This is a genomic window from Nocardia jiangsuensis, assembly GCF_042650385.1.
GTDB lineage: Bacteria > Actinomycetota > Actinomycetes > Mycobacteriales > Mycobacteriaceae > Nocardia > Nocardia jiangsuensis.
In genome coordinates this window covers 594,896-616,057 of record NZ_JBHSAX010000017.1, presented here as the reverse complement: position 1 = coordinate 616,057, position 21,162 = coordinate 594,896, and the positions used below count along the sequence as shown (strand labels likewise).

Below are 21,162 nucleotides of genomic sequence, written 5' to 3'. Positions count from 1 at the left end.
TAAGTTCAGCCCATGGGTGAAACTCTGACCGGCCGCCACGTGCTCATCACCGGCGCCTCCTCCGGGATCGGCCGGGCCGCCGCGCTCGCCACCGCGGCCAAGGGCGCCACGGTGTTCCTGCTGGCCCGGCGCGCGGACGAGCTCGACGAGGCGGTCGCCGAGGTGCGCGCGGCCGGTGGTGACGCGTACGGCTACCCCTGCGACATCACCGAGGACGAGTCGGTGGAGCGCACGGTGCGCGCCATCCTCGACGAGCACGGCCGGGTGGACATGCTGGTCAACAACGCGGGCCGCTCCATCCGGCGTGCGATCCACCGCTCCACCGACCGGCTGCACGACTTCGAGCGCACCATGGCGGTGAACTACTTCGGCGCGCTCCGGCTCACCCTCGCGCTGCTGCCGCAGATGCGCGAGCGGCGCTTCGGGCACATCGTGAACATCAGCAGCGCCGGGGTGCAGGTGGCGACGCCGCGCTTCGCCGCGTACCTGGCCAGCAAGGCGGCGCTGGACAAGTTCACCGAGGTGGCGGCGGTGGAGACGATGGCGGACGGGGTGACCTTCACGACCATCCACATGCCGCTGGTGCGCACCCCGATGATCGCGCCGAGCGGTAACCAGGGGCCGGCCGAGACGCCGGAGTGGGCGGCGGCCACCATCGTGCGCGCGCTGATCGAGCGGCCGCGGCGGATCGATGTGCCGCTCGGCACCATCGCCGAGTACGGCGCGCTGCTCACCCCGAAGCTGCGCGACCGGATCCTGCACCGCTACTACCGCGCGCTGCCCGACTCCCCCGCCGCCAAGGGCGAGAACGAGGCTGCGCCGCAGCAGGATTCGGGGTGGGCCGAGCCGTCGCGATCACGCTCGACGCCGCTGCGGGTCACCGGGACCGCGCTGCGCCGGGTCGGGCGCTGGGTGCCGGGCACACACTGGTGACGCCGGGCGCCGTGGCGCGCGCCGCCCGCGGCGAATGTCGGTGGCTGCTGCGACGATCGGAGTGAGCAACAGGGAGGAGTCACCGTGACGAACACCCCGTCCACCGGCCCGGCGCCCGCCGGGGTCGCCCCGGTCGCGAGCTGGATCATCTCGCGCGACACCGAAGCCGAGCTGGAATTCCTCGCAGCCGTCTTCGGCGCCACCGAGCGCCACGGCAGCCGCGTCATGAACGGCGCGATGATCAACCACGTCGAGATCGAGCTCTCCGGCGGGTCGCTCATGCTGTTCGACGCACCACCCGAATGGCCGTCGACCCCCGCCCATACGCGGGTGTACGTGCCCGATCTCGCCGCGGCGGTGCGCGCGGCCCGCGAGCGCGGCGCCCGGATCGTGACCGAGCCTGCCGCGATGCCGTTCGGCGACACGATCGCCCGCTTCCGCGATCCGCAGGGCCACCTGTGGTGGGTGCACGAGCGCGTCGAGGATGTCGATGCCGCCGAGATGATGCGCCGGTTCGCGCTCCCGGAGTACGTCGCGGCGCTGGGCTACGTGGGCGAGACCCTGGCGGCGGAGATGGCGCGCGGTCAGTCGTAGACCCCCTCGGCGCGCCAGCCGCCGTCCCGGTAGGCGAGCAGCAGCACCCTGGCGTCCGCCGGCTCGCCGTCCAGCCGGATCTGCGCGCGGGCGCGGACCGTCGCCGAGCCCGGCGCCCACCAGCGCTCGTCCACCGGCCACGGCCCGGCCCAGCCGGCCAGCGCCCACTCCCGGCTGCCCCAGCGCAGCCGGGCCGGGGCGGTGCTGAAGACGCCGCGCTCGGTGACCTCGACCGCGGCGCCGTCGGCGGCCTCGAGCAGCACCGCGGGCTGGTCGACCAGGACGACGCCGGGCGCGGGCTCGGGCAGCCTGCCCGGCCAGGGCAGCGCCGGATCGGCGGCGGGCACCCGCTCGTCGCCGAGCGCGACCATGGTCACCCGCTCCCCCGGCCCGCGACCCCCGCTGAGCACCCCGAACTGCACGGCCTCCCCGCCGAGCAGCCCCTGCACCCGGATCAGCGCGCGGCGCGCCTGCCCCTCGGTCTCCCCCGACCCGCCCCACAGCCCGAGCTGCAGCGCACCGGCGGGCACCACCTCGCTCGGCTCCAGCCGGAGCACGGTGATCGGCCCGGTCGGGCGGGAGCGGTGCGTGAGCCAGCCGTCCAGCTGCCAGCGCACCCGGTCCGCCGTTCCCGCGGCGGTGAGCGGCTCGGCGCAGCGCCAGACCCGGGAGAGTTCCTCGCCCGCTTCGGTCTCCGCGCTCACCACCAGCCGGGTGCACGCGGTGCCCGCGGCGGCGAGCGCGGCGTGCAGTCTGGTGGCGAGCATGCGGCCGGCGAAGGCGGCGGCGTCCACCCGGTCGATCGGCGGGTCGCAGCGGTACACCACGGTGAACTCGGGCGGCGGGCGGCGGGCGGAGACGGTGCGCTCCGCCACGGCGCGGGCGCAGCGGTGCGCGGCGACGGCGTCGGCGCCGAAGCGGGAGGCGATCTCGGCCGGGGTGAGCGCGGCGAAGTCGCCGATCCGGCGCAGGCCGAGCCGGTGCAGCAGATCGACCAGGTCGGCGCGGTACTTCGCGTCCGCGCCCGGCTCGGCCGCGAGCTCGGCGATCGGGAGCGGGGCGAGGAACTCCGCACCGCCGCCCGGCGCGACGACGGCGCCGCGGCGGGCGGCGAGCACAGCGGTGGAGAGCGCGTCGGCGATCCCGGCCGCCGCCTCCGCGCCCGCCGCCGCCACCGCGTCGACCAGCCGCTCGGCCGCGAGCTCCTCGGAGCCGAAGTAGCGGGCGGCGCCGCGGGCGGCCAGCACGAGCAGGCCGGGGCGCAGCACCTCGACGCCGGGCACCGTCGCCTCCACCGCGGTGACGATCGGCTCGAAGAGGCGGGCGTCGCGGTCCCGGTCCTCGCGCGCCAGGAAGATCTCCGGGCAGCGGGCCTGGGCCTCACGCCGGCGCAGGCCGCGCCGGACCCCGGCCGCCCGCGCCGTCGCGGTGCAGGCGACCACCCGATTGGCGGCGAGCACCGCCACCGGACGGTGCGCCGGAATCCCGGCGACCGAGGCAGCCGCGACGGCAGGCCAGTCCGGACACCAGAGCGCGAGCAGACGCTGTGTCACCGGGCCCGCCTCCGGCGGGCCGGGTTCACGGCCATTCGGGGTCCCGCGTCCGGGCGGGAGGGGATGGGCAAACCTGGCGGGAGGCGTCGCGATCGGTCCATGTAACCCTCACCTCCGGCTGCCAGCTATCGATCCGCAATCGAATATACGTTCGATGCCCGGGGAGGGGAAGCCGACCCCGGGTCGGCTCCGCAGGCCGAACCGGACGCCCGTCTCACCCCCGCCCCGAATCAGGTCGGCTACCGGGGCTTTCGACTACCCTGCACACCATGATCGATCGCCCCCGCCCCATCATCGGCCCGGACTACCTGGTGGCAGGCCGATACCGGCTCCAGTCGAAGATCGGCGGCGGCGGCATGGGCGCCGTGTGGCTCGCGCTCGACCGGCTGCTGAATCGGGACGTGGCGATCAAGCAGGTGCTCACGACGGCCGGGCTGGACGAGGCGACGGCGCGGGCGGTGCGGGAGCAGATCATGCACGAGGGCCGGGTCGCGGCGAAGCTCTCGCACGAGCACGCCATCGCGGTCTACGACGTGGTGCTGGAGGCGGGCGAGCCCTGGCTGGTGATGGAGCACCTGCCCTCGCGCAGCGTGGCGCGGGCGCTGGCACTGGTGGAGACGCTGCCGCCGGTCGAGGTGGCGCAGATCGGCGCCCAGGTGGCGGATGCGCTGGCCGCCGCGCACGCGGCGGGGATCGTGCACCGCGACATCAAGCCGGGCAACATCCTGGTCGCCGACCGCGGCCCCGAGGTCGGCAAGGCCAAGCTCAGCGACTTCGGCATCTCCAGCGGTGCCGGCGACCCCGCCGACCACCAGGACGGCATCATCACCGGCACCCCGTCCTACCTCCCGCCGGAGGTGGCGCGCGGCGCGGTGCCGACCACCGCCAGCGACGTCTTCTCGCTCGGCGCGACGCTCTACACCGCCATCGAGGGCCAGCCGCCCTTCGGCTTCGACGACGACAGCGACGCCGTCGTGGCGCGGGCCGCCATGGCGCAGATCATCCCGCCCACCCGCAGCGGCGTCCTCACCGCCGCGCTGCTGCACATGATGGAGCCGGCCCCGCAGCGCCGCCCGAGCATGGCCGAGGCGCGCGACGAGATCCTCACCGCCGCTTTCGGTCCCGGCACCGCGCCGTACATCCTCGGCGCACCGGTGCGCACCGAGGACGGCACCATTCCGGCCTGGGCCGCGCGCAACTCCGCCTCCGGGCAGCGCAGCCCGCACTCCACCCCGCTGCCCCGCCCGCACCGGCAGCACGCGGGGGCGCAGGCGGCGCCGCAGCAGCAACAGCGGCTCGGCAGCGGTACCGGCAGCGGCGGCGGCTTCAGCAGCAACCCCGGCGCGCCGCTCGCGATCGCCGCCGGGCTGCTCATCGGGCTGGTGCTGGTGATCGCGATCATCATCGTCGCGCTGTAGTCCTCAGTCGATCCGGCGGCGGTGCGCCCAGCGGGTCAGGGCATTGCGGTTGGACTGCTGGGTCTTGCGGAGCACGTTGGAGGCATGCGTCTCCACGGTCTTCACCGAGATGAAGAGCGCCTCGGCGATCTCCCGGTAGGTGTAGCCGCGGGCGAGCAGCCGCAGCACCTCCAGCTCGCGCGGGGTGAGCGAGTCCAGCTCGGGGTCGAGCGGCGGCTCGGGCACCGGGGAGCGGCCGGTGAAGGAGTCGAGCACGAAGCCGGCCAGGCGCGGGCTGAAGACGGCGTCGCCGCCTGCGACCCGGCGGATGCCGTCGGCGAGCTCGGCGCCGGAGATGGTCTTGGTGACGTAGCCGCGGGCGCCCGCCCTGATCACCGCGATGACGTCCTCGGCGGCGTCCGAGACGCTGAGCGCGAGGCAGACCGGGCCGTCGTCGATGCCGTTGAGCACCGCGACGCCGCCGCCGTCCGGCATGTGCACGTCCAGCAGCACCACATCGGGCCTGGCGGTATTGATGCCGGAGACCGCGTCGGCGACGCCGCCCGCCTCGCCGATCACCTCCATGTCGGCCTCCCGCCCCAGCTCGGCCCTGACCCCCGACCGGAACACGGCGTGATCGTCGACCAGAAAGACGCGCACACTCACCGGTTACTCCTCCTCGTCACGGAGCCATCATGCCCGTGGGAGCTCACGGCCGGGCCGCGGGGCTGAGCACGGCCTCCTCCTCCGCCCCGGAATCGCTGCGCGGCATGACGATCCGCACCTCGGTGCCGCGGCCGGGGGTGGAGCGCACCTCGACGGTGCCGCCGCGCCGCTCGATCCGGCCGCGCACCGAGCGCGCGAGCCCCTGCCGGTCGGCCGGGATGTCGGCCGGGTCGAAGCCGACGCCGCGATCCCGGACGAAGACGCTGACCCGGTGCGGCTCGGCCTCGGCGAAGAGGTCGATCTCCGGGACGCCCGCGTGCTTGGCCGCGTTCACCAGTGCCTCCCGGCCCGCCCCGAGCAGCGCGGTGAAGTGCTCCCTCGGCAGCCCGCTCCCGGTGTCGCCGACATCCATGCTGACGTCGCCGACGGTCACCGGGGTGACCTTCACCCCGTGCTGGTCCTCCACCTCGCCGGCGATCGTGCGCAGCGCGGCGGCCAGGCTGGACTGCGCGGGCCCCGCGTCCTCGAAGAGCCAGCGCCGCAGCTCCCGCTCCTGGCTGCGGGCCAGCCGCACCACCTCCTGCGCGTCGGCCGCCTGACGCTGGATGAGCGCGAGCGTCTGCAGCACCGAGTCGTGCAGGTGCGAGGCGATCTCCTCGCGCTCCTCGTTCCGGATGCGGGCGGCGCGCTCGGCGTTCAGCGCGCGCACCGTCTTCACCCAGAGCGGGACGGTGAGCAGCCCGGCACCGAGCAGCGTGACCCCGACCGCGAGCAGCGCGGGCCCGAGCGAGCCGAGGTCGATCCTGGCCAGCACCACGACGCCGAGCCCGACCACGACCAGCGTGACCCCCGCGATGATCCGGGACCAGGTGATCACCGTCGGCTTGGCGGGCAGCCCGAGCAGCGAGCGCGGGCCGCCGCCGTCGGCGTCGTACTCCCGCCAGACCAGCGCGGCGCCGACCGCCACCACCACGATGGGTGCGACGATGCCCGCGATCCGCCCGCTGAACACCCAGGACACCGCCACCGCGAGCCCGATGCCGAGCAGCACCAGCCCGACCGCCTGCCGCCGCTCCTCGCCGGAGACCTCCTCGGTGTCCGCCCCCGCCGGGGTGAAGAGCCAGAGCAGGCCGTAGCCGAAGATCCCGGCCCCGGCCAGCGCGGAGAGCAGCACGAAGGCCATCCGCACCTGGAAGACCCGGATGCCGAGGTGATCCGCGAGCCCGCCCGCGACGCCGCCGATCACCCGGCCGCCGGTGCGCCGCACCAACCGCGGCGGGGAGGCGGGCACGGGTGTGGCGGGGGCGGGGGACATACCTCCGATGGTGGCACGCCCCCGCCCGGGGGGATATCGGGAAACACCCTGACCCGCCGCCCCCCGGTAGCGATTCAGGGTTACCCCCGATGCGCGAAAGCCCAGGTCTCGCCACCATGGAAAGCATGAAGACGAGCATCGGAGACCAGCTCCAGCAGTTGTGGCAGACCCGGCCGGTCCGGATGTCGCGCCAGGGCCCGGTCGCCGGCGTCGCCGCCGGCTTCGGCAGGCGCTACGACATCGACCCGGTCCTGGTGCGGATCGCGTTCGTGGTGTCGACGCTGTTCGGCGGGGCGGGCATCGTGCTCTACCTGCTGGCCTGGCTGATGCTCGACGACGCGGGCGACCCGAGCGTGCCCCCGCGCTCGCTGCTGGACAAGTCGCAGTCGCAGACCAAGACGGTGGTGCTGATCGTCGCGCTCGCCATCGCGGTGAGCACGATGGGCCCGATCGGCGTCGGGCTCGGCGGCTCCGGGCTGATCAGCATGGCGCTCATGCTCGGCGGGTGGTGGCTGCTGCACCTGCGGCAGCCGGAGCCGCCGCTCGGGCTGCCCGGGCAGCCCGTGACCTCGTTCGGCGGCTTCCCCGCCACCGGCTACCCCGGTGTCCCGGCCGGGTCGCCGCTGCGCTCGGTCGGCGACATGTTCCGCGCCGACCCGGGGCCGTACTCGCCGTACACCAAGCTCCCGGAGTTCTACGTGCCGGAGCAGGATCCCGCCGCGACCACGCCGCTGCGCGCGGAGCCGGACGCCGAGCCGGAAGGCCACGGGGCGGACCTGACCAAGGCGGCCGCCGACCCGGAGCGGATCGGCGAAACCCCGGCCACCGGCGCGGCCGAGACCACCGCGGCCAGGTCCGGCACCGCGGGTACCCCGGCCGCCGCGACCGGCTCCGGCACCGCGGGTCTCTCGGTCGCCGCGGCCGACCTCGGCACCGCGGGTCCCTCGATCGCCGCGGCCGACCCGAATGCCTCATCCGGCATTCCGACCCCCGAACGCCCGAACCTCACCAAATCCCCGACCCCGGCGGCCCGGCACCCCTTCCCCACCCCGGTTCCGCCCTCCTGGGACCCCCTCGGCGTCGCCCCCCTCGCCTGGGACCTCCCCGAGCCCACCCCGGCAAAGACACCGGTCGCGCCGCCCGAGCGCCACCCGCGCTCCCGCCTCACACCGGTGACCATCGGCCTCGCCATCCTGGCCGCGGGCGCGGCGGGCTCCGTCGCCGCCGCGGGCGCCGCGTGGATGACACCGGCGATGATCGGCGGCGCCGCGCTGGCGGTGCTCAGTATCGGCCTGCTGGTCGGCGCGTTCCTGCGCCGTGGCCACGGGCTGTACCTCGCGGCCGTTCCGCTGGCCGGGTTCGTGCTGCTCGCCTCGCTGATCGGCCCGATGAACTTCGACCGGGCCGACATGGGCGAGCACGTCTGGACCGCCGCGTCGGCGAGCACGCTCGAACCCGCCTACCGGGTGAACATGGGCAACGCCACGCTCGACCTGCGCGAGCTCGCGCTCACCGAGAACCGCGCGGTCCAGCTGGAGGTCAGATTGGGCGAGGCCGAGGTGCTGCTCCCCGCCGACCTGACGGTGAACATGACCTGCGCGACCACCATGGGCGAGTCCAACTGCGTCCCCGGCATCAGCGGCCCGGCCACCCCCGGCGCGCCGGTGCTCGACCTGAACATCGATGTCGTCGCGGGCAACGTGGAGGTGCGCCGTGGCTGACCACGCCGAGACCGGGTGCGGCAAGCGCCGCCGCAGCGGGCCGTCGCTGTCCATGCTGGTGGCCGGGCTGATCGGCCTGGCGATCAGCATCGGGGCCTTCGTCGGCCCGAGCGCGGTGGACATCATCCCGCTCGGCTGGACCGCCGTCGGCGTCGCCATCGTGGCAGGCATCCTGCTGGTACTCCCGCGCGGGCGGAACACGAAGGACTGACCGCGCCGCGAACGGGCGCCGCTCCCACCGGGAGCGGCGCCCGTTCGGCGTCACTCCCACTCGATGGTGCCCGGCGGCTTGCTCGTCACGTCGAGCACGACCCGGTTGACCTCGGCGACCTCGTTGGTGATCCGGGTGGAGATGCGCTCGAGCACCTCGTAGGGCAGCCGGGTCCAGTCGGCGGTCATGGCGTCCTCGCTGGTCACCGGGCGCAGCACGATGGGGTGGCCGTAGGTGCGGCCGTCGCCCTGCACGCCGACACTGCGCACATCCGCGAGCAGCACCACCGGGCACTGCCAGATCTGCCCGTCCAGCCCGGCCGCGGTGAGCTCCTCGCGGGCGATGGCGTCGGCCTGGCGCAGCGTGGCCAGCCGGTCGCCGGTCACCTCGCCGACGATCCGGATGGCGAGCCCCGGCCCGGGGAAGGGCTGGCGCCCGACGATCTCCTCGGGCAGCCCGAGCTCGCGCCCGACCGCGCGCACCTCGTCCTTGAAGAGCAGCCGCAACGGCTCCACCAGCGCGAACTCCAGATCGTCCGGCAGCCCGCCGACATTGTGGTGCGACTTGATGTTCGCGGTGCCGCTGCCGCCGCCGGACTCGACCACGTCCGGGTAGAGCGTGCCCTGCACCAGGAACTCCACCGAGCCCGCGCCGCCCCCCTCGCTCTGCTCGGCCACGATCCCGGTGACCGCGTCCTCGAACGACCGGATGAACTCCCGGCCGATGATCTTGCGCTTCTCCTCCGGGTCGGTGACGCCCTTCAGCTCGCCGAGGAACTTGTCCACCGCGTCGACCGTCACCAGCTTCGCGCCGGTCGAGGCGACGAAATCCTGCTGGACCTGCTCGCGCTCACCGGCCCGCAGCAGCCCGTGGTCGACGAAGACACAGGTCAGCCGGTTCCCGATCGCGCGCTGCACCAGCGCCGCCGCCACCGCGCTGTCCACCCCGCCGGAGAGGCCGCAGATGGCGTGGCCGTCGCCGATCTGCTCGCGCACCGCACCGATCAGCGACTCCGCGATATTGGCCGGGGTCCAGCCGGCCGGGATCCCGGCCAGCTCGTGCAGGAACCGGCTCAGCACCTGCTGACCGTGCGGCGAGTGCAGCACCTCGGGGTGGTACTGCACCCCGGCCAGCCGCCGCGCCCGGTCCTCGAAGGCCGCGACCGGCGCGCCCGCCGACGTCCCGGTGACGGTGAAGCCGTCGGGGGCGCCGGTCACCGCGTCGCCGTGGCTCATCCAGACCGGCTGCACCGCGGGCAGCCCGCCGTGCAGCACGCCGCCGTCGACATTCAGCTCGGTGCGGCCGTACTCCCTGGTCCCGGTCTGCGCGACGGTGCCGCCGAGCGCCTGCGCCATCGCCTGGAACCCGTAGCAGATGCCGAACACCGGGACGTCGAGATCGAACAGGCCGGCATCCAGCCGCGGCGCGCCGTCGGCGTACACGCTGGCCGGGCCGCCGGACAGGATCACAGCCGCCGGCTTCCGCTCGGCGATCTCCGCCACCGTGATGGTGTGCGGGACCACCTCGGAGAAGACGCGCGCCTCGCGCACCCGGCGGGCGATCAGCTGGGCGTACTGCGCGCCGAAGTCGATGACGAGAACAGGGCTCTGGGTATCTGCCACCGGCACAGTTTAGTGAGCGCGCGAATCGCCCCGCGCACCCCCGCGCCGCTGGCTATCCTCATCGGCGTGCCGTTCGCCCGTGCGATAGACGCCGACATCCACTACGAGGACAGCGGGGGCACCGGGCCGGTCGTTCTGCTGGCGCACGAATTCTTCATGGACCGAACGATGTTCGCCGCGCAGCAGGCCGCCCTCAGCCCGGAGTTCCGCATCGTGTCGTGGGACGCGCGCGGCCACGGCCGCACGCGTGACCAGCGCCTCCCCTTCACCTTCTGGACCGCCGCCCGCGACGCCCTGACCGTGCTCGACCACATCGGGGTGGAGCGCGCGGTGGTCGGCGGCACCGCGCAGGGCGGCTTCACCGCGCTGCGCACCGCGCTGCTCGCCCCGGAGCGGGTTGCCGGGCTGATCCTGATCAGCACCGAGGCAGGTGGCCTCAGCCGCGAACAGTCGACCGCCACACTGCGATTCCTCGACCTCTGGTACGACGAGACCTCCCGCGAGCGGGCCGCGCAGCAGCTCGCCCGCTGGCTCATCGGCGACGACGACTGGTACCGCGCCATCTGGACCAGGCGCTGGCTCGGCCAGGGCCGCCGCGACATCGAGGTCGCCGCCGGCTGCGTGCTCGCCCGCGACTCGGTGGCCGACCGGCTCGACGAGATCACCTGCCCCGCCCTGGTGATCCACGCCACCCACAGCGGCATCGCCAGGGACCGGTCCCGCGAACTCGCGCGCGGCCTGCCCGGCGCCACCTACCTGGAGATCGACGGCGCCAGGCTCGCCGTCACCATGACCCACCCGGAGCCGGTGAACATCGCCATCGGCCGGTTCCTCCGGGCGCACACCGCTCAGGCCCGGACCGTCAGCCCGACCTTCTGGAACTCCTTGAGATCGGAGTAGCCCGCCTTCGCCATCGACCGGCGCAACCCACCGACCAGGTTCAGCGAGCCGAACGGGTCGTCCGACGGGCCGAAGAGCACCCGGTGCAGATCGGGCCGCGCCCGCTCCGGGTCGGCGCCGCCCGCGTCCCACGGGTCGTCCACCTCGAGCAGCGCGCCGCGCGGCACCGAGGGGTGCGCCGCCGCCGACGGCCAGTACCAGCCCCGGCCCGGCGCCTCCGCGGCCAGCGCCAGCGGAACCCCGAGCACCGCGGCATCCGCGCCACAGGCGATCGCCTTCGCCAGCTGCCCCGAGGTCGAGACGTCGCCGTCCGCGATCACGTGCACGTACCGGCCGCCGGTCTCGTCCAGGTAGTCCCGCCGCGCCGCCGCCGCGTCCGCGATCGCGGTCGCCATGGGCACCCCGATCCCGAGCACCTCGCCGGTCGTCGTCGCGCCCGGGTACGAGCCGTAGCCGACGATCACGCCCGCCGCGCCGGTCCGCATCAGGTGCAGCGCGGTGCGGTGATCGCTCACCCCGCCCGCCACCACCGGGACGTCCAGCTCGGCGATGAAGGTCTTGAGGTTGAGCGGCTCGCCCTCGCTCACGTGCTCGGCCGAGATGATGGTGCCGTGCACCACGAGCAGGTCGACGCCGGCCTGCACCAGCGCCGGGGTCAGGGCGCGGGCGTTCTGCGGGCTCACCCGCACCGCGACCGTGACCCCGGCTGCGCGCACCTGCGCCACCGCCGCGGCCAGCAGGTCCGGCTGCATGGGGGCCGCGTGCAGCTCCTGCAGGAGCGCCACCGCGCGATCGGACGGGCCGGCGGAGGCCAGGTCGGTCAGCTGCTCGATCTTCGCCCGCACGTCCGCGTGCCTGGCCCAGAGCCCCTCGCCGTTGATCACGCCGAGACCGCCGAGCCTGCCCAGCTCGATCGCGAACTCGGGCGAGACCAGCGCGTCGGTCGGGTGCGCCACCACCGGGATGTCGAAGCGGTACGCGTCCAGCTGCCAGGACAGCGAGACCTGCTTGGAGGAGCGGGTGCGCCGCGACGGGACGATATCGACGTCGTCCAGGTCGTAGGTCCGGCGAGCTGTACGCCCCATGCCGATCTCAACCATGTCGCGCATAAGTGCTGTGCCTTTCTGCCCGCTGGCGCGGGCGGGTTTGCGGCCCTTCGGGGTCCCGCGTTCGGCGGCCGAGACTCGCGGCTGCGCCGCATTGCTTCGGCCGCCGAACGCGGGACGGGCCGCAAACCGTTGTGGGCTCGTCTGTGACGTCGCCGCTGGATCCGGATGTTGACCCGGGGGTGCCGCCCCGGGGGTGCCGCGCCGGGGGCGGACATGGTTCTACCCCGGCTTCTGCGCAAGCCGGGGTAGAGCTTAGCCGCGGCCGGTGTAGTTGGGGGCCTCGACGGTCATGGTGATGTCGTGGGGGTGGCTCTCCTTGAGGCCCGCGGCGGTGATCTGGACGAACTGGGCGTCCTGGAGGTGCGCGATGTTCTGCGAGCCGGTGTAGCCCATGGCGGCGCGGAGGCCGCCGACGAGCTGGTGGATCACCTGGTTGACGGGGCCGCGGAACGGGACCCTTCCCTCGATGCCCTCGGGGACCAGCTTGTCCTCGGCGAGGACGTCGTCCTGGAAGTAGCGGTCCTTGGAGAAGCTCTTGGCCTGGCCGCGGCCCTGCATGGCGCCGAGCGAGCCCATGCCGCGGTAGCTCTTGAACTGCTTGCCGCCGACCAGGATGAGCTCACCGGGAGACTCCGCGGTGCCTGCGAGCAGCGAGCCGAGCATGACGGTGGAGGCGCCGGCCGCGATGGCCTTGGCGATGTCGCCGGAGAACTGGATGCCGCCGTCGGCGATCACCGGGACGCCCGCGGGCCGGCACACCGAGACCGCCTCCAGGATCGCGGTGATCTGCGGGGCGCCGACGCCGGCGACGACGCGGGTGGTGCAGATCGAGCCGGGACCGACGCCGACCTTCACCGCGTCCGCGCCCGCGTCGACGAGCGCCTGCGCGCCCGCCCTGGTGGCGACGTTGCCGCCGACGATCTGGATCCGCTCGCCGACCTCGGTCTTCACCTTGGTGACCATCTGCAGCACCTGCGCCTGGTGGCCGTGCGCGGTGTCGACCACCAGCACGTCCACGCCGGCGTCGGCCAGCGTCATCGCGCGCGACCAGGCATCGTCGCCGACGCCGACCGCGGCGCCGACCAGCAGCCTGCCGTCCCGGTCCTTGGTGGCGTTCGGATACTGATCGGTCTTGACGAAATCCTTCACCGTGATCAGGCCGCGCAGCCTGCCGCCGCCGTCGACGATCGGCAGCTTCTCCACCTTGTGCCTGCGCAGCAGCCCGAGCGCCGCCTCCGCGGTGACGCCCTCCTGGGCGGTGATCAGCGGCGCCTTGGTCATGACATCGGCGACCCTGCGGTTCTGGTCCACCTCGAACCGCATGTCGCGGTTGGTGATGATGCCGACCAGCGCGCCCTGCTCGTCGACGACCGGGAGGCCGGAGATCCGGAAGCGGGCGCACATGGCGTCCACCTCGGCGAGGGTGTCGGTCGGGCGACAGGTGACCGGGTCGGTGACCATGCCCGCCTCGGAGCGCTTCACCGTCTCCACCTGGGCGGCCTGGTCGGCGCCGGAGAGGTTGCGGTGCAGCACGCCCATGCCGCCCGCGCGCGCCATGGCGATCGCCATCCGCGCCTCGGTGACGGTGTCCATCGCCGAGCTGACCAGCGGGGTGCGCAGCCGGATCTCCCTGGACAGCTGGCTGGAGGTCTCCACCGAGCTGGGAATCAGGTCCGACGCCGCGGGCAGCAGCAGCACGTCGTCGAACGTGAGACCGAGCATGGCGATCTTGTTCGGATCGTCACCACCCGTATGGGGGCGAGCGGCGAGTCGTTCGCCCGGTACGGGATTACTCATTCGGATCGACCCCTTCTGGACGCCGAAGGCACCGGGAACCGGATCGGAACCGGCGCCGCGGCGGTGTGAATCGGATGGACGGTGGCGGCGGAGGCGGCCCCGGATTCGGCGCGCGATACGGACGGCTTCCGTAAATACGCCGAGCTGCGCGGGCATCGCCTGTGCCTTTCGCCTATGGTATCGGTCGCGTGAACGCGATGTTCCAGTCGGTCCGCCCGGGAAACTGGCCCGGCGCACCGCTGGCGCAGACCCACCTGTTCTGCGTACCGTGGGGATGTGCGTGACCATCTACCACCTGGCTTGCCGCCGGATCCCTTCGCCGGAGACCCCTCCGACCCGTCCGCCGCGCTCGACGCCATCGAGCCCGGTGAGCCGCTGGATCCCCATGAGCGCCTCGCGGTCGAGGAAGATCTCGCCGACCTCGCTGTCTACGAAGCCCTGCTGGCACACCGCGGAATCCGCGGGCTCGTGGTCAGCTGCGAGGACTGCAGGCAGGATCACTACCACGACTGGGACATGCTCCGCGCGAATCTGCTCCAACTGCTCGTCGACGGCACCGTCCGCCCGCACGAGCCCGCCTACGACCCGACCCCGGAGGCCTACGTCACCTGGGATTACTGCCGGGGCTACGCGGACGCCTCGATGAACGAGGCCTTCCACGGCGACGGATTCGACGGCTTCGACAGCTGAGGCGAAGAACACCCTGCGGCGCGCGGTCACCGGGCGCGCCGGATCCAGGCGGGCGCACGCACACAGCCCGCCGAGCGCGGACGCGAAAGAGCCGGCCGTCACCCGACGGCCGGCTCTTCGCTGTGTCGTACTCAGCCCCCGGGGGTGACCGGAACCGCCGGAACCGCGGGCACCTGAGCCGGCGGCACAGTGTCCACAGCCGGCGCCGACTGGGTCGGCACCGGCTGCTGGGTCTGGGCGCCACCGCCCCCGGCTGTCGGCACCACCACGGTCGGCGAGGCGATCGTGGTCGGTGCCGGGGGTGTGGGCTGTTCCGGTTGGGTGGGCTGCTGCGTCGGCGGCTGCTGCTGCGTCGGCTCCTGGGTCGGGCCCGTCGGCCTGGTCGGCAGCACGGTGCCCGGGTCCTGGGTACTCGGCTCCTGGGTGCCGAGCACCGACGGGTCCGGGGTGGTACCCGGCTCGGTCGGCACCGTGGTCGGCACCTGCCCGGACGGCTTCGGCTCCGTCGGCCTGGCCTGGGTGGACGTGATCTGGCTGGCGATTTCGGGCGCGACCTTCCCCAGTTCCGCCACCAATGCGTTCCAACGCTCGATCAGATCGTCCTGCTTGGCCGGGTCGTCGACCTGCTGCGCGGTAGCGCGCACCCGGTCGAGGAGCACCCGCGCCTGGTCGTTGTCGCCCTGTGCGAGCGCCGCCTGCACCTGGCTCAGCTCGTCGTCGGCGCGGGCCACCACGGTGGTCTGCGCCTGCTCGCTGAAAACGACTTCCTTGACCCGCCAGAGCGGGTCACCCGGCTCGGCGTTGTAGGAGAATGCCGTCATCCCGCCGAAGACGAGGGCGAGCGCCGCCGCCGCCCCCATGAGCGGGCGGACCAGCCGGAGCCTGCCGCCGCGCGGCCCGACCCGCACCTTCCTCGCACCGATCTCCTGATTGACAGCCGCCACGATCTCGTCGAGATCGGGCGCCGCCGGGAGGGGTGGCGCGACCACTTCCGCGCGCCAGTCCGCGAGCAAGGCCGCGAGCTGGAACTCCTCCGGGCTGTCGGTCTGCACCGGTCCATCGCTGGCGATGGCGTCGATGAGCGCGTCGTCGCGGCGTACCGCGGCGATATCGACGGGACCGGAGTCACCGGTCCCCCCGGCATAGGGACCGCTGTTCCGCGCGCCGAGCCACGCTGTGCGATCGCCGCGCTCGCCATCCCTAGCCATACATTTCACCTGCCCTCGCCACTTGTGACTTCAGTTTCGCGAGTGCCCTGTGCTGGGCAACCCGTATCGCGCCCGCCGTACTGCCCACGGCGACCGCGGTTTCTTCCGCTGACAGACCCATGACCAGACGGAGGATCAGAATCTCCCGATGCTTCTCCGGAAGAGTCGCGAGCAGACGGTTCATCTGCCGGCTCGTCTCGGAATCGAGAGCCCGTTGCTCCGGTCCCTGGTCGGTGGATATGACATCTGGTACTTCGGCCATCGCCTCCGCCTTGTTACGGGCGGCGTTCCGATGGGCGTCGGCGACCTTGTGCGAAGCGATTCCGTATACGAAGGCCATGAAGGGTCTGCCCTGGTCCTGATACCGGGGCAGCGCCGTCATCACGGCCAAGCAGACCTCCTGCGCGACGTCGTCGGCGGAGAGCTGGCCGCGCTCCGCGGCGCCGATCCGCGCCCGGCAGTAACGAACCACCAGTGGTCGGACCAGTGCGAGTACCTGAGCTAAAGCGGATCTGTCGCCCTGCGCAGCGGCAGCGACGGCGAGGTCCAACTCTTCGCCCGAGTGCGTCATCGTCAGAGAGATTCCTGGCGTTACAAGTGGCACCGGCGGTGACAACCGATGCTTCCGCCCGATCGGACGGAACGGCTCCAACAATAGCGACACAACAGATGCCACACGCGCACCCGGTGCGGTCCGCGGATCCCGCCCCCGGGAGAGTATTTCGCCGCGCGGGCGCTGACGCCGTGGTCGGGCCGAAGATCGAATCCGGTTCAGGAGCCGGCCGGACCCGAGAAGTCACCCCCCCTTGCCCGCAGCAGGGCCGCGCATTCGGCCGCCTCCGCGGCCGCGGCGGCCACCCCGAGCCCGGCCCGCAGCATGGCGGTGGCCCAGCGCAGCGGGAGCAGATCGTGCGCGGCGCAATCGCGCGCGACCGGCTCGGCCAGCGCCGCGGCGCCCGCGGCGTCGCCGGACGCGGCGGTGGCGGCGGCGAGCAGCAGGGCGGATTTCACCCGGTGCCGGGTCGAGGGGGCTTGCGCCCCCAGTTCCACGGCCGCGGCGGCGTGCTCGAGCGCGGTGCCGGGGTCGCCGACCGAGAGCGCGGTCTCCGCGGTCACCCAGTGCAGCCGGACCGCGGCGCGCGGGCGGGTGCGCGCCGGCTCCCGCACGCGGGCGAGGAGGCGGAAGGCGAGGGCGGGGCGGGCGCTGCCGAGTGCGTCGGCGGCGAGGCCGGTGAGCGCGTCGCACCAGGCGTCGACGGCGTCCGGGGCGCCGAACCAGGGATCGGCGTCCGGCCCGCCGGCGGTGGGGGCACCGGGGTCGGCCTCCGGCCGCGCCGGTTCGCCGGCGGTGGCGGCACCTGAGCGGCGGCCGGCCGACGGGCCGGCGCGGCCCGCGCGCGGGCCGATACCAGCGACGAGGTGGGCGGCTCGGCCGTCGGGATCGGCGGCGGCGGCGTGCCTGCCGGACTGGCGGATGAGCGAGGCCGTCGTGCTGAGCGCGAGCGAGCGGAGCACGGGGGCGGTGCCGGGGCGGCTGAACGCCGCGAGCTCGGCGCGGGCGGCGGCGTAGCGGCCCGCGCCGCCGAGCGCGACGGCGCGGTGCCAGCGGTCGAGCGGGGTGCGCGCGGGCGGTAGCCGGGCGGCGCCGGGCGCGGGGCCGAAGGCGGCGGCGGCGAGAACCGAGTGCGGGAGGCTTACCACCGGAGGCACTGTATCCGAGCGACCCCAGCGAACCACTCTCACCTGCGCGGCAATCTCTCAGCATTTTCCACGGTGAACGATGTTTCCATCAGGTAAATCTCGTCCGGTCAAAGGCGATCGCGTGGACTTTCGAATTCACGCACGTTTCCCGCTATTAACCCGCGCGCCCCGTTTTCGCCATCTCCGGCGCTGTCGGCGGGCGACCACGACGCCGCGCCGGGCCGCCGCCCCAGCCCCGGGGCACGCGCAAAAACCGCTCGATCATCGGCAAAAATGCTTCTACCAGGGCTTTTCAAGGAATGCACCGAACGGCGATGAGCGACCTCAGTTTGGTCAACCGATCAGTATCGCCGGACGGGCCGCACTTGTAAACAGTGCGAAGGTTAAATCTGTTCTCCGCCTGTTCGAGGAACCCCTGCGCCGAACTATTGACGGAATTTCGACCCGGGTCCTAACGTAACTCATCGCCACGGTCGGCGCCGCGCGAAATTACAGCGACCTCGCGTCAGCGAGTTCCGGCGACGCCGTGGTTGACACCTGTTCGCAGTAGAACCGGCTCGACAACGCCGACGAGCTCGCACCACGAGGAGTTCACCATGCCCATGCCCACCCACCTCCCCGGACCGAACGCCGACGTCTGGGATTGGCAGATGCGCGGCTCCTGCCGCGGCGTGGATTCGGCGGTGTTCTTCCACCCCGACGGAGAACGCGGCCGCGCCCGCACCGCGCGGGAGATGCGCGCCAAGGAGATCTGCCGAACCTGCCCGGTCCTCATCCAGTGCCGCGCGCACGCGCTCAAAGTGAGCGAGCCGTACGGCATCTGGGGCGGAATGTCCGAGACCGAGCGGGAGCTGCACGCCAGGCGCAACCGGCGCCGGATGACGGTCTGAGAGCCGTTCCGCCCACCGCTCCCATCCACCGGGTGCAGCGGCGCCGAATGCCTGTAAGCCAAACGGTCGCTCGGTGCTGCGGGTTTCCGGCGCCGGTGATCGGAAGTTTTCCGGCCGCACCGGCCGATGGCTGGTAGCCACGGTGCCGGAGCGGAACTTTTCCGCCCCGCTGCCGGTTGGCCGATGGTTTGCCGTGTCCTGCCCCGGCTCTGGGAGTCGCGCGCTACCGTAGTCCGCGATGACTCAGAATGGAGCGTTGTGACGACGCGGCCTTCGGCCGCAGGGGGCGATGCGTTCCGGAGAGCAGCCTGCCCACCGGGAACGGGCACTGCTACGACGGCGCGCGCGGCGGAGAATCTCGAGCTCGCGCAGCTGCTACGCGGCTGCGGCCGCGCCGACCAGGAGGCGTTCGCCGAGCTCTACGACCGGACGAGCGCGCGGGTCTTCGGGCTGGTGCTCCGGGTGCTGCAGGACGCAGGCTACGCCGAGGAGACGACCCAAGAGGTCTACCTCCAGATCTGGCGCACCGCCTCGGGCTTCGACCCGGCCAAGGGCTCGGCGCTGACCTGGCTGATGACCCTGGCACACCGGCGCGCGGTCGATCGGGTGCGCGCGGAGCAGGCGCACAGCCAGCGCGAGAACACCTACGGCAGCCGGGTACTCGGGTACGACTTCGACGAGGTGACCGAGGAGGTGGAACGCAGGCTGGAGCAGCAGGCCGTGGTCGCCGGGCTCGCCACGCTGACCGAGACGCAGCGCGAGGCGATCTCGCTCGCCTACTACGGCGGCCGCACCTACGCGGAGGTGGCTCGCCATCTCGGCGTAGGCTTGCCGACGGTCAAGTCCCGGATACGGGACGGGCTCACTCGCCTGAAGAGAAGTTTGGGGGTGCCGTGAGATGGACGAGCCGGGTCTCGACCTCGCGCACACCGTCGCGCTCGGCTCGATCGACGACGAAGACCACGCAGCGATGCTCGTGGTGCTCGGCACCGCGGCCCGCGAGAAGTTCCGCACCGAGGTGAGACGCTCCCGAGCGGCGCTCGCGGCGCTCTCCGAGGTCACCGCCGCGGCCCCGCCACCCGCGCTCCGCGCCCGCCTCCTCGACGCCATCGCCCCCGAGCGCGACACCGCCTCCTGACGCCACAGCGCCCGATCTGCCCGCCGCTACCGGCACCGGGGCCCGACCGCGCGGAGCGCGAACCCGCGCGCCGGACGGCGCGATCACCGTCGCCACGACGAACAGCGCCCCCGGACCACACGGTCCGGGGGCGCTGTTCACGACGTGACACTCAGTGACTGTGCCCGTGGTGCGAGTGATCCTCGGCCTCGGCGGGCTTCTCGACGATCGCGCTCTCGGTGGTGAGCACCATGCGCGCGACCGAGGCAGCGTTGACCACCGCGGAGCGGGTGACCCGGACCGGGTCGACGACGCCCTCGGCGAGCAGGTCACCGTAGGTCAGGGTGGCCGCGTTGAAGCCCAGCTCGCCCTCGATGATCTTGCTGACCACGACCGCGCCGTCCAGCCCGGCATTGGTGGCGATCCAGTACAGCGGCGCGCGCAGCGCCTGCCTGACCACCTCGACGCCGACCGCCTGATCGCCGGAGAGCGAATCGCGCAGCGCCTCGAGCGAGGCCCCGGCCTGCACCAGCGCGGTGCCGCCGCCGGGCACGATGCCCTCGGCGACAGCGGCCTTGGCCGCCGCGACCGCGTCGTCCACCCGGTACTTGCGCTCCTTGAGCGCGGTCTCGGTGGCCGCGCCGACCCGGATCACCGCGACGCCGCCTGCCAGCTTGGCCAGGCGCTCCTCGAGCTTCTCCCGATCCCAGTCGGACTCGGTCGCCTCGATCTCCCGGCGCAGCTGGGCGCTGCGGGCGGCGATGTCGTCGGCGGTGCCCGCACCGTCGATGATGGTGGTCTCGTCCTTGCCGACCACGATGCGGCGGGCGACGCCGAGCACGTCGAGCCCGGCCTCGCGCAGCCCGATGCCGATGTCCGGGTTCACCACGGTGCCCGCGGTGACGACGGCCAGGTCGTCCAGGAACGCCTTGCGCCGGTCGCCGAAGAACGGCGCCTTGACCGCGACGGCCTTGATCGTCTTGCGGATGCTGTTCACCACCAGGGTGGAGAGCGCCTCGCCCTCGATGTCCTCGGCGATGATCAGGACGGCCTTGCCGCTCTCCGCGATCTTCTCCAGCAGCGGGAGCAGGTCGGGCAGCGAGCTGATCTTCTCGCGGTGCAGCAGGATGTAGGCGTCCTCCAGGACGGCCTGCTGCGCGTCGGTGTCGGTGACGAAGTAGGGCGAGAGGTAGCCCTTGTCGAACTGCACGCCCTCGGTGACGATCAGCTCGGTCAGCAGCGTCGACGCCTCCTCGACGGTGACGACGCCGTCCTTGCCGACGGTGGTCAGCGCCTTGCCGACCATCGCGCCGATCTCCGGGTCGCGCGAGGAGACCGTGGCGACCTGGGCGATGGCCTCCTCGCCGGAGACCGGGGTGGCCAGCTTCAGCAGCGCCTCGGAGACGGCGTCGGCCGCCTTGGCGATGCCCGCGCCGACGGCGATCGGGTTGGCACCCGCGGCGATGTTCTTGAGCCCGCCCCTGATCAGGGCCTGGGCCAGCACGGTGGCGGTGGTGGTGCCGTCGCCCGCGACGTCGTTGGTCTTGGTCGCGACGCTCTTCACCAGCTGCGCGCCCAGGTTCTCGAACGGGTCCTCGAGCTCGATGTCGCGCGCGATCGTGACGCCGTCGTTGGTCACGGTCGGGCCGCCGAACGCCTTGGCGAGCACGACGTGCCTGCCCCGCGGGCCGAGGGTGACCTTCACGGCGTCGGCGAGCTTGTCGACACCGCGTTCCAG

General features: G+C 73.1%; 20 protein-coding genes. 10 read left to right on the top strand and 10 right to left on the bottom strand.

The window, feature by feature from the left end:
• The first annotated feature begins 12 nt into the window (after window positions 1–12).
• Both ACFO0B_RS21900 and ACFO0B_RS21895 read left to right on the top strand, forming a co-directional pair.
• Entirely contained in the window at window positions 13–933 is a 921-nt protein-coding gene (locus tag ACFO0B_RS21900) for an SDR family NAD(P)-dependent oxidoreductase (RefSeq protein WP_378614399.1), read from the top strand.
• An 84-nt stretch (window positions 934–1,017) separates the two neighbouring features.
• The gene (locus ACFO0B_RS21895; RefSeq protein ID WP_378614398.1) at window positions 1,018–1,527 is read left to right on the top strand and encodes a VOC family protein; all 510 of its coding nucleotides are present in this window, start codon (window positions 1,018–1,020) and stop codon (window positions 1,525–1,527) included.
• Here ACFO0B_RS21895 and ACFO0B_RS21890 read toward each other — a convergent pair.
• Window positions 1,518–3,080, bottom strand: coding sequence for a DNA polymerase Y family protein (locus tag ACFO0B_RS21890; protein ID WP_378614397.1), 1,563 nt, complete (start codon window positions 3,078–3,080; stop codon window positions 1,518–1,520). The genes ACFO0B_RS21895 and ACFO0B_RS21890 overlap by 10 nt on opposite strands.
• A 269-nt stretch (window positions 3,081–3,349) precedes the next feature.
• Between ACFO0B_RS21890 and ACFO0B_RS21885 the strand changes: the two genes are divergently transcribed.
• Window positions 3,350–4,498 carry a serine/threonine-protein kinase gene (locus ACFO0B_RS21885; protein ID WP_378614396.1) on the top strand — a complete coding sequence of 383 codons (1,149 nt, stop codon included), beginning with the start codon at window positions 3,350–3,352 and terminating at the stop codon, window positions 4,496–4,498.
• A 3-nt stretch (window positions 4,499–4,501) separates the two neighbouring features.
• On the opposite strand, the gene ACFO0B_RS21880 is transcribed toward ACFO0B_RS21885, so the two are convergent.
• Window positions 4,502–5,137: a response regulator gene (locus ACFO0B_RS21880; protein WP_233021152.1), complete on the bottom strand. Its 636-nt coding sequence runs from the start codon at window positions 5,135–5,137 to the stop codon at window positions 4,502–4,504.
• A gap of 49 nt (window positions 5,138–5,186) precedes the next feature.
• The gene (locus ACFO0B_RS21875) at window positions 5,187–6,458 is read right to left on the bottom strand and encodes an ATP-binding protein (RefSeq protein ID WP_378614395.1); all 1,272 of its coding nucleotides are present in this window, start codon (window positions 6,456–6,458) and stop codon (window positions 5,187–5,189) included.
• Between the two features lie 125 nt (window positions 6,459–6,583).
• Here ACFO0B_RS21875 and ACFO0B_RS21870 point away from each other — a divergent pair, with 125 nt between their 5' ends.
• The gene (locus tag ACFO0B_RS21870) at window positions 6,584–8,179 is read left to right on the top strand and encodes a PspC domain-containing protein (RefSeq protein ID WP_378614394.1); all 1,596 of its coding nucleotides are present in this window, start codon (window positions 6,584–6,586) and stop codon (window positions 8,177–8,179) included.
• Entirely contained in the window at window positions 8,172–8,390 is a 219-nt protein-coding gene (locus ACFO0B_RS21865) for a hypothetical protein (protein WP_378614393.1), read from the top strand. The genes ACFO0B_RS21870 and ACFO0B_RS21865 overlap by 8 nt, the downstream gene beginning before the upstream one ends.
• Window positions 8,391–8,440: 50 nt before the next feature.
• Here the strand turns inward: ACFO0B_RS21865 and guaA are convergent, their stop codons facing one another.
• Window positions 8,441–10,012 carry a glutamine-hydrolyzing GMP synthase gene (guaA, locus tag ACFO0B_RS21860; protein ID WP_378614392.1) on the bottom strand — a complete coding sequence of 524 codons (1,572 nt, stop codon included), beginning with the start codon at window positions 10,010–10,012 and terminating at the stop codon, window positions 8,441–8,443.
• 66 nt (window positions 10,013–10,078) lie between these two features.
• Between guaA and ACFO0B_RS21855 the strand changes: the two genes are divergently transcribed.
• A complete protein-coding gene (locus tag ACFO0B_RS21855; RefSeq protein ID WP_378614391.1) occupies window positions 10,079–10,912 on the top strand; it encodes an alpha/beta fold hydrolase in 834 nt (277 codons plus the stop codon).
• Here the strand turns inward: ACFO0B_RS21855 and ACFO0B_RS21850 are convergent.
• Together ACFO0B_RS21850 and guaB are read right to left on the bottom strand one after the other, a co-directional pair.
• On the bottom strand, window positions 10,861–12,021 hold the full coding sequence (locus ACFO0B_RS21850) for a GuaB3 family IMP dehydrogenase-related protein (protein ID WP_378614390.1): 1,161 nt from the start codon (window positions 12,019–12,021) through the stop codon (window positions 10,861–10,863). The genes ACFO0B_RS21855 and ACFO0B_RS21850 overlap by 52 nt on opposite strands.
• 252 nt (window positions 12,022–12,273) lie before the next feature.
• A complete protein-coding gene (gene guaB, locus ACFO0B_RS21845; RefSeq protein ID WP_378614389.1) occupies window positions 12,274–13,818 on the bottom strand; it encodes an IMP dehydrogenase in 1,545 nt (514 codons plus the stop codon).
• A 276-nt stretch (window positions 13,819–14,094) separates the two neighbouring features.
• Between guaB and ACFO0B_RS21840 the strand changes: the two genes are divergently transcribed.
• Window positions 14,095–14,508 (top strand): DUF5319 domain-containing protein, encoded by a 414-nt coding sequence (locus tag ACFO0B_RS21840; protein ID WP_011207424.1) that lies wholly within the window; start codon window positions 14,095–14,097, stop codon window positions 14,506–14,508.
• Between the two features lie 131 nt (window positions 14,509–14,639).
• On the opposite strand, the gene ACFO0B_RS21835 is transcribed toward ACFO0B_RS21840, so the two are convergent.
• From ACFO0B_RS21835 to ACFO0B_RS21825, 3 genes are all read right to left on the bottom strand, one after another.
• Entirely contained in the window at window positions 14,640–15,716 is a 1,077-nt protein-coding gene (locus ACFO0B_RS21835; protein WP_378614388.1) for an anti-sigma-D factor RsdA, read from the bottom strand.
• The gene (locus ACFO0B_RS21830) at window positions 15,709–16,287 is read right to left on the bottom strand and encodes a sigma-70 family RNA polymerase sigma factor (protein ID WP_378614387.1); all 579 of its coding nucleotides are present in this window, start codon (window positions 16,285–16,287) and stop codon (window positions 15,709–15,711) included. The genes ACFO0B_RS21835 and ACFO0B_RS21830 overlap by 8 nt, the downstream gene beginning before the upstream one ends.
• A 200-nt stretch (window positions 16,288–16,487) precedes the next feature.
• Entirely contained in the window at window positions 16,488–17,417 is a 930-nt protein-coding gene (locus ACFO0B_RS21825) for a hypothetical protein (protein WP_378614386.1), read from the bottom strand.
• A 596-nt stretch (window positions 17,418–18,013) separates the two neighbouring features.
• On the opposite strand from ACFO0B_RS21825, the gene ACFO0B_RS21820 reads away from it, so the two are divergent.
• From ACFO0B_RS21820 to ACFO0B_RS21810, 3 genes are all read left to right on the top strand, one after another.
• The gene (locus ACFO0B_RS21820) at window positions 18,014–18,307 is read left to right on the top strand and encodes a WhiB family transcriptional regulator (protein WP_378614385.1); all 294 of its coding nucleotides are present in this window, start codon (window positions 18,014–18,016) and stop codon (window positions 18,305–18,307) included.
• A gap of 258 nt (window positions 18,308–18,565) precedes the next feature.
• A complete protein-coding gene (locus ACFO0B_RS21815; protein ID WP_281202002.1) occupies window positions 18,566–19,204 on the top strand; it encodes a sigma-70 family RNA polymerase sigma factor in 639 nt (212 codons plus the stop codon).
• Window position 19,205: 1 nt separating this feature from the next.
• Window positions 19,206–19,445, top strand: a complete 240-nt coding sequence (locus ACFO0B_RS21810) for a hypothetical protein (RefSeq protein WP_378614384.1) — start codon at window positions 19,206–19,208, stop codon at window positions 19,443–19,445.
• A 151-nt stretch (window positions 19,446–19,596) separates the two neighbouring features.
• Here ACFO0B_RS21810 and groL read toward each other — a convergent pair.
• A partial coding sequence (groL, locus tag ACFO0B_RS21805) for a chaperonin GroEL (RefSeq protein ID WP_378614383.1) occupies window positions 19,597–21,162 on the bottom strand: 1,566 nt, incomplete at its 5' end.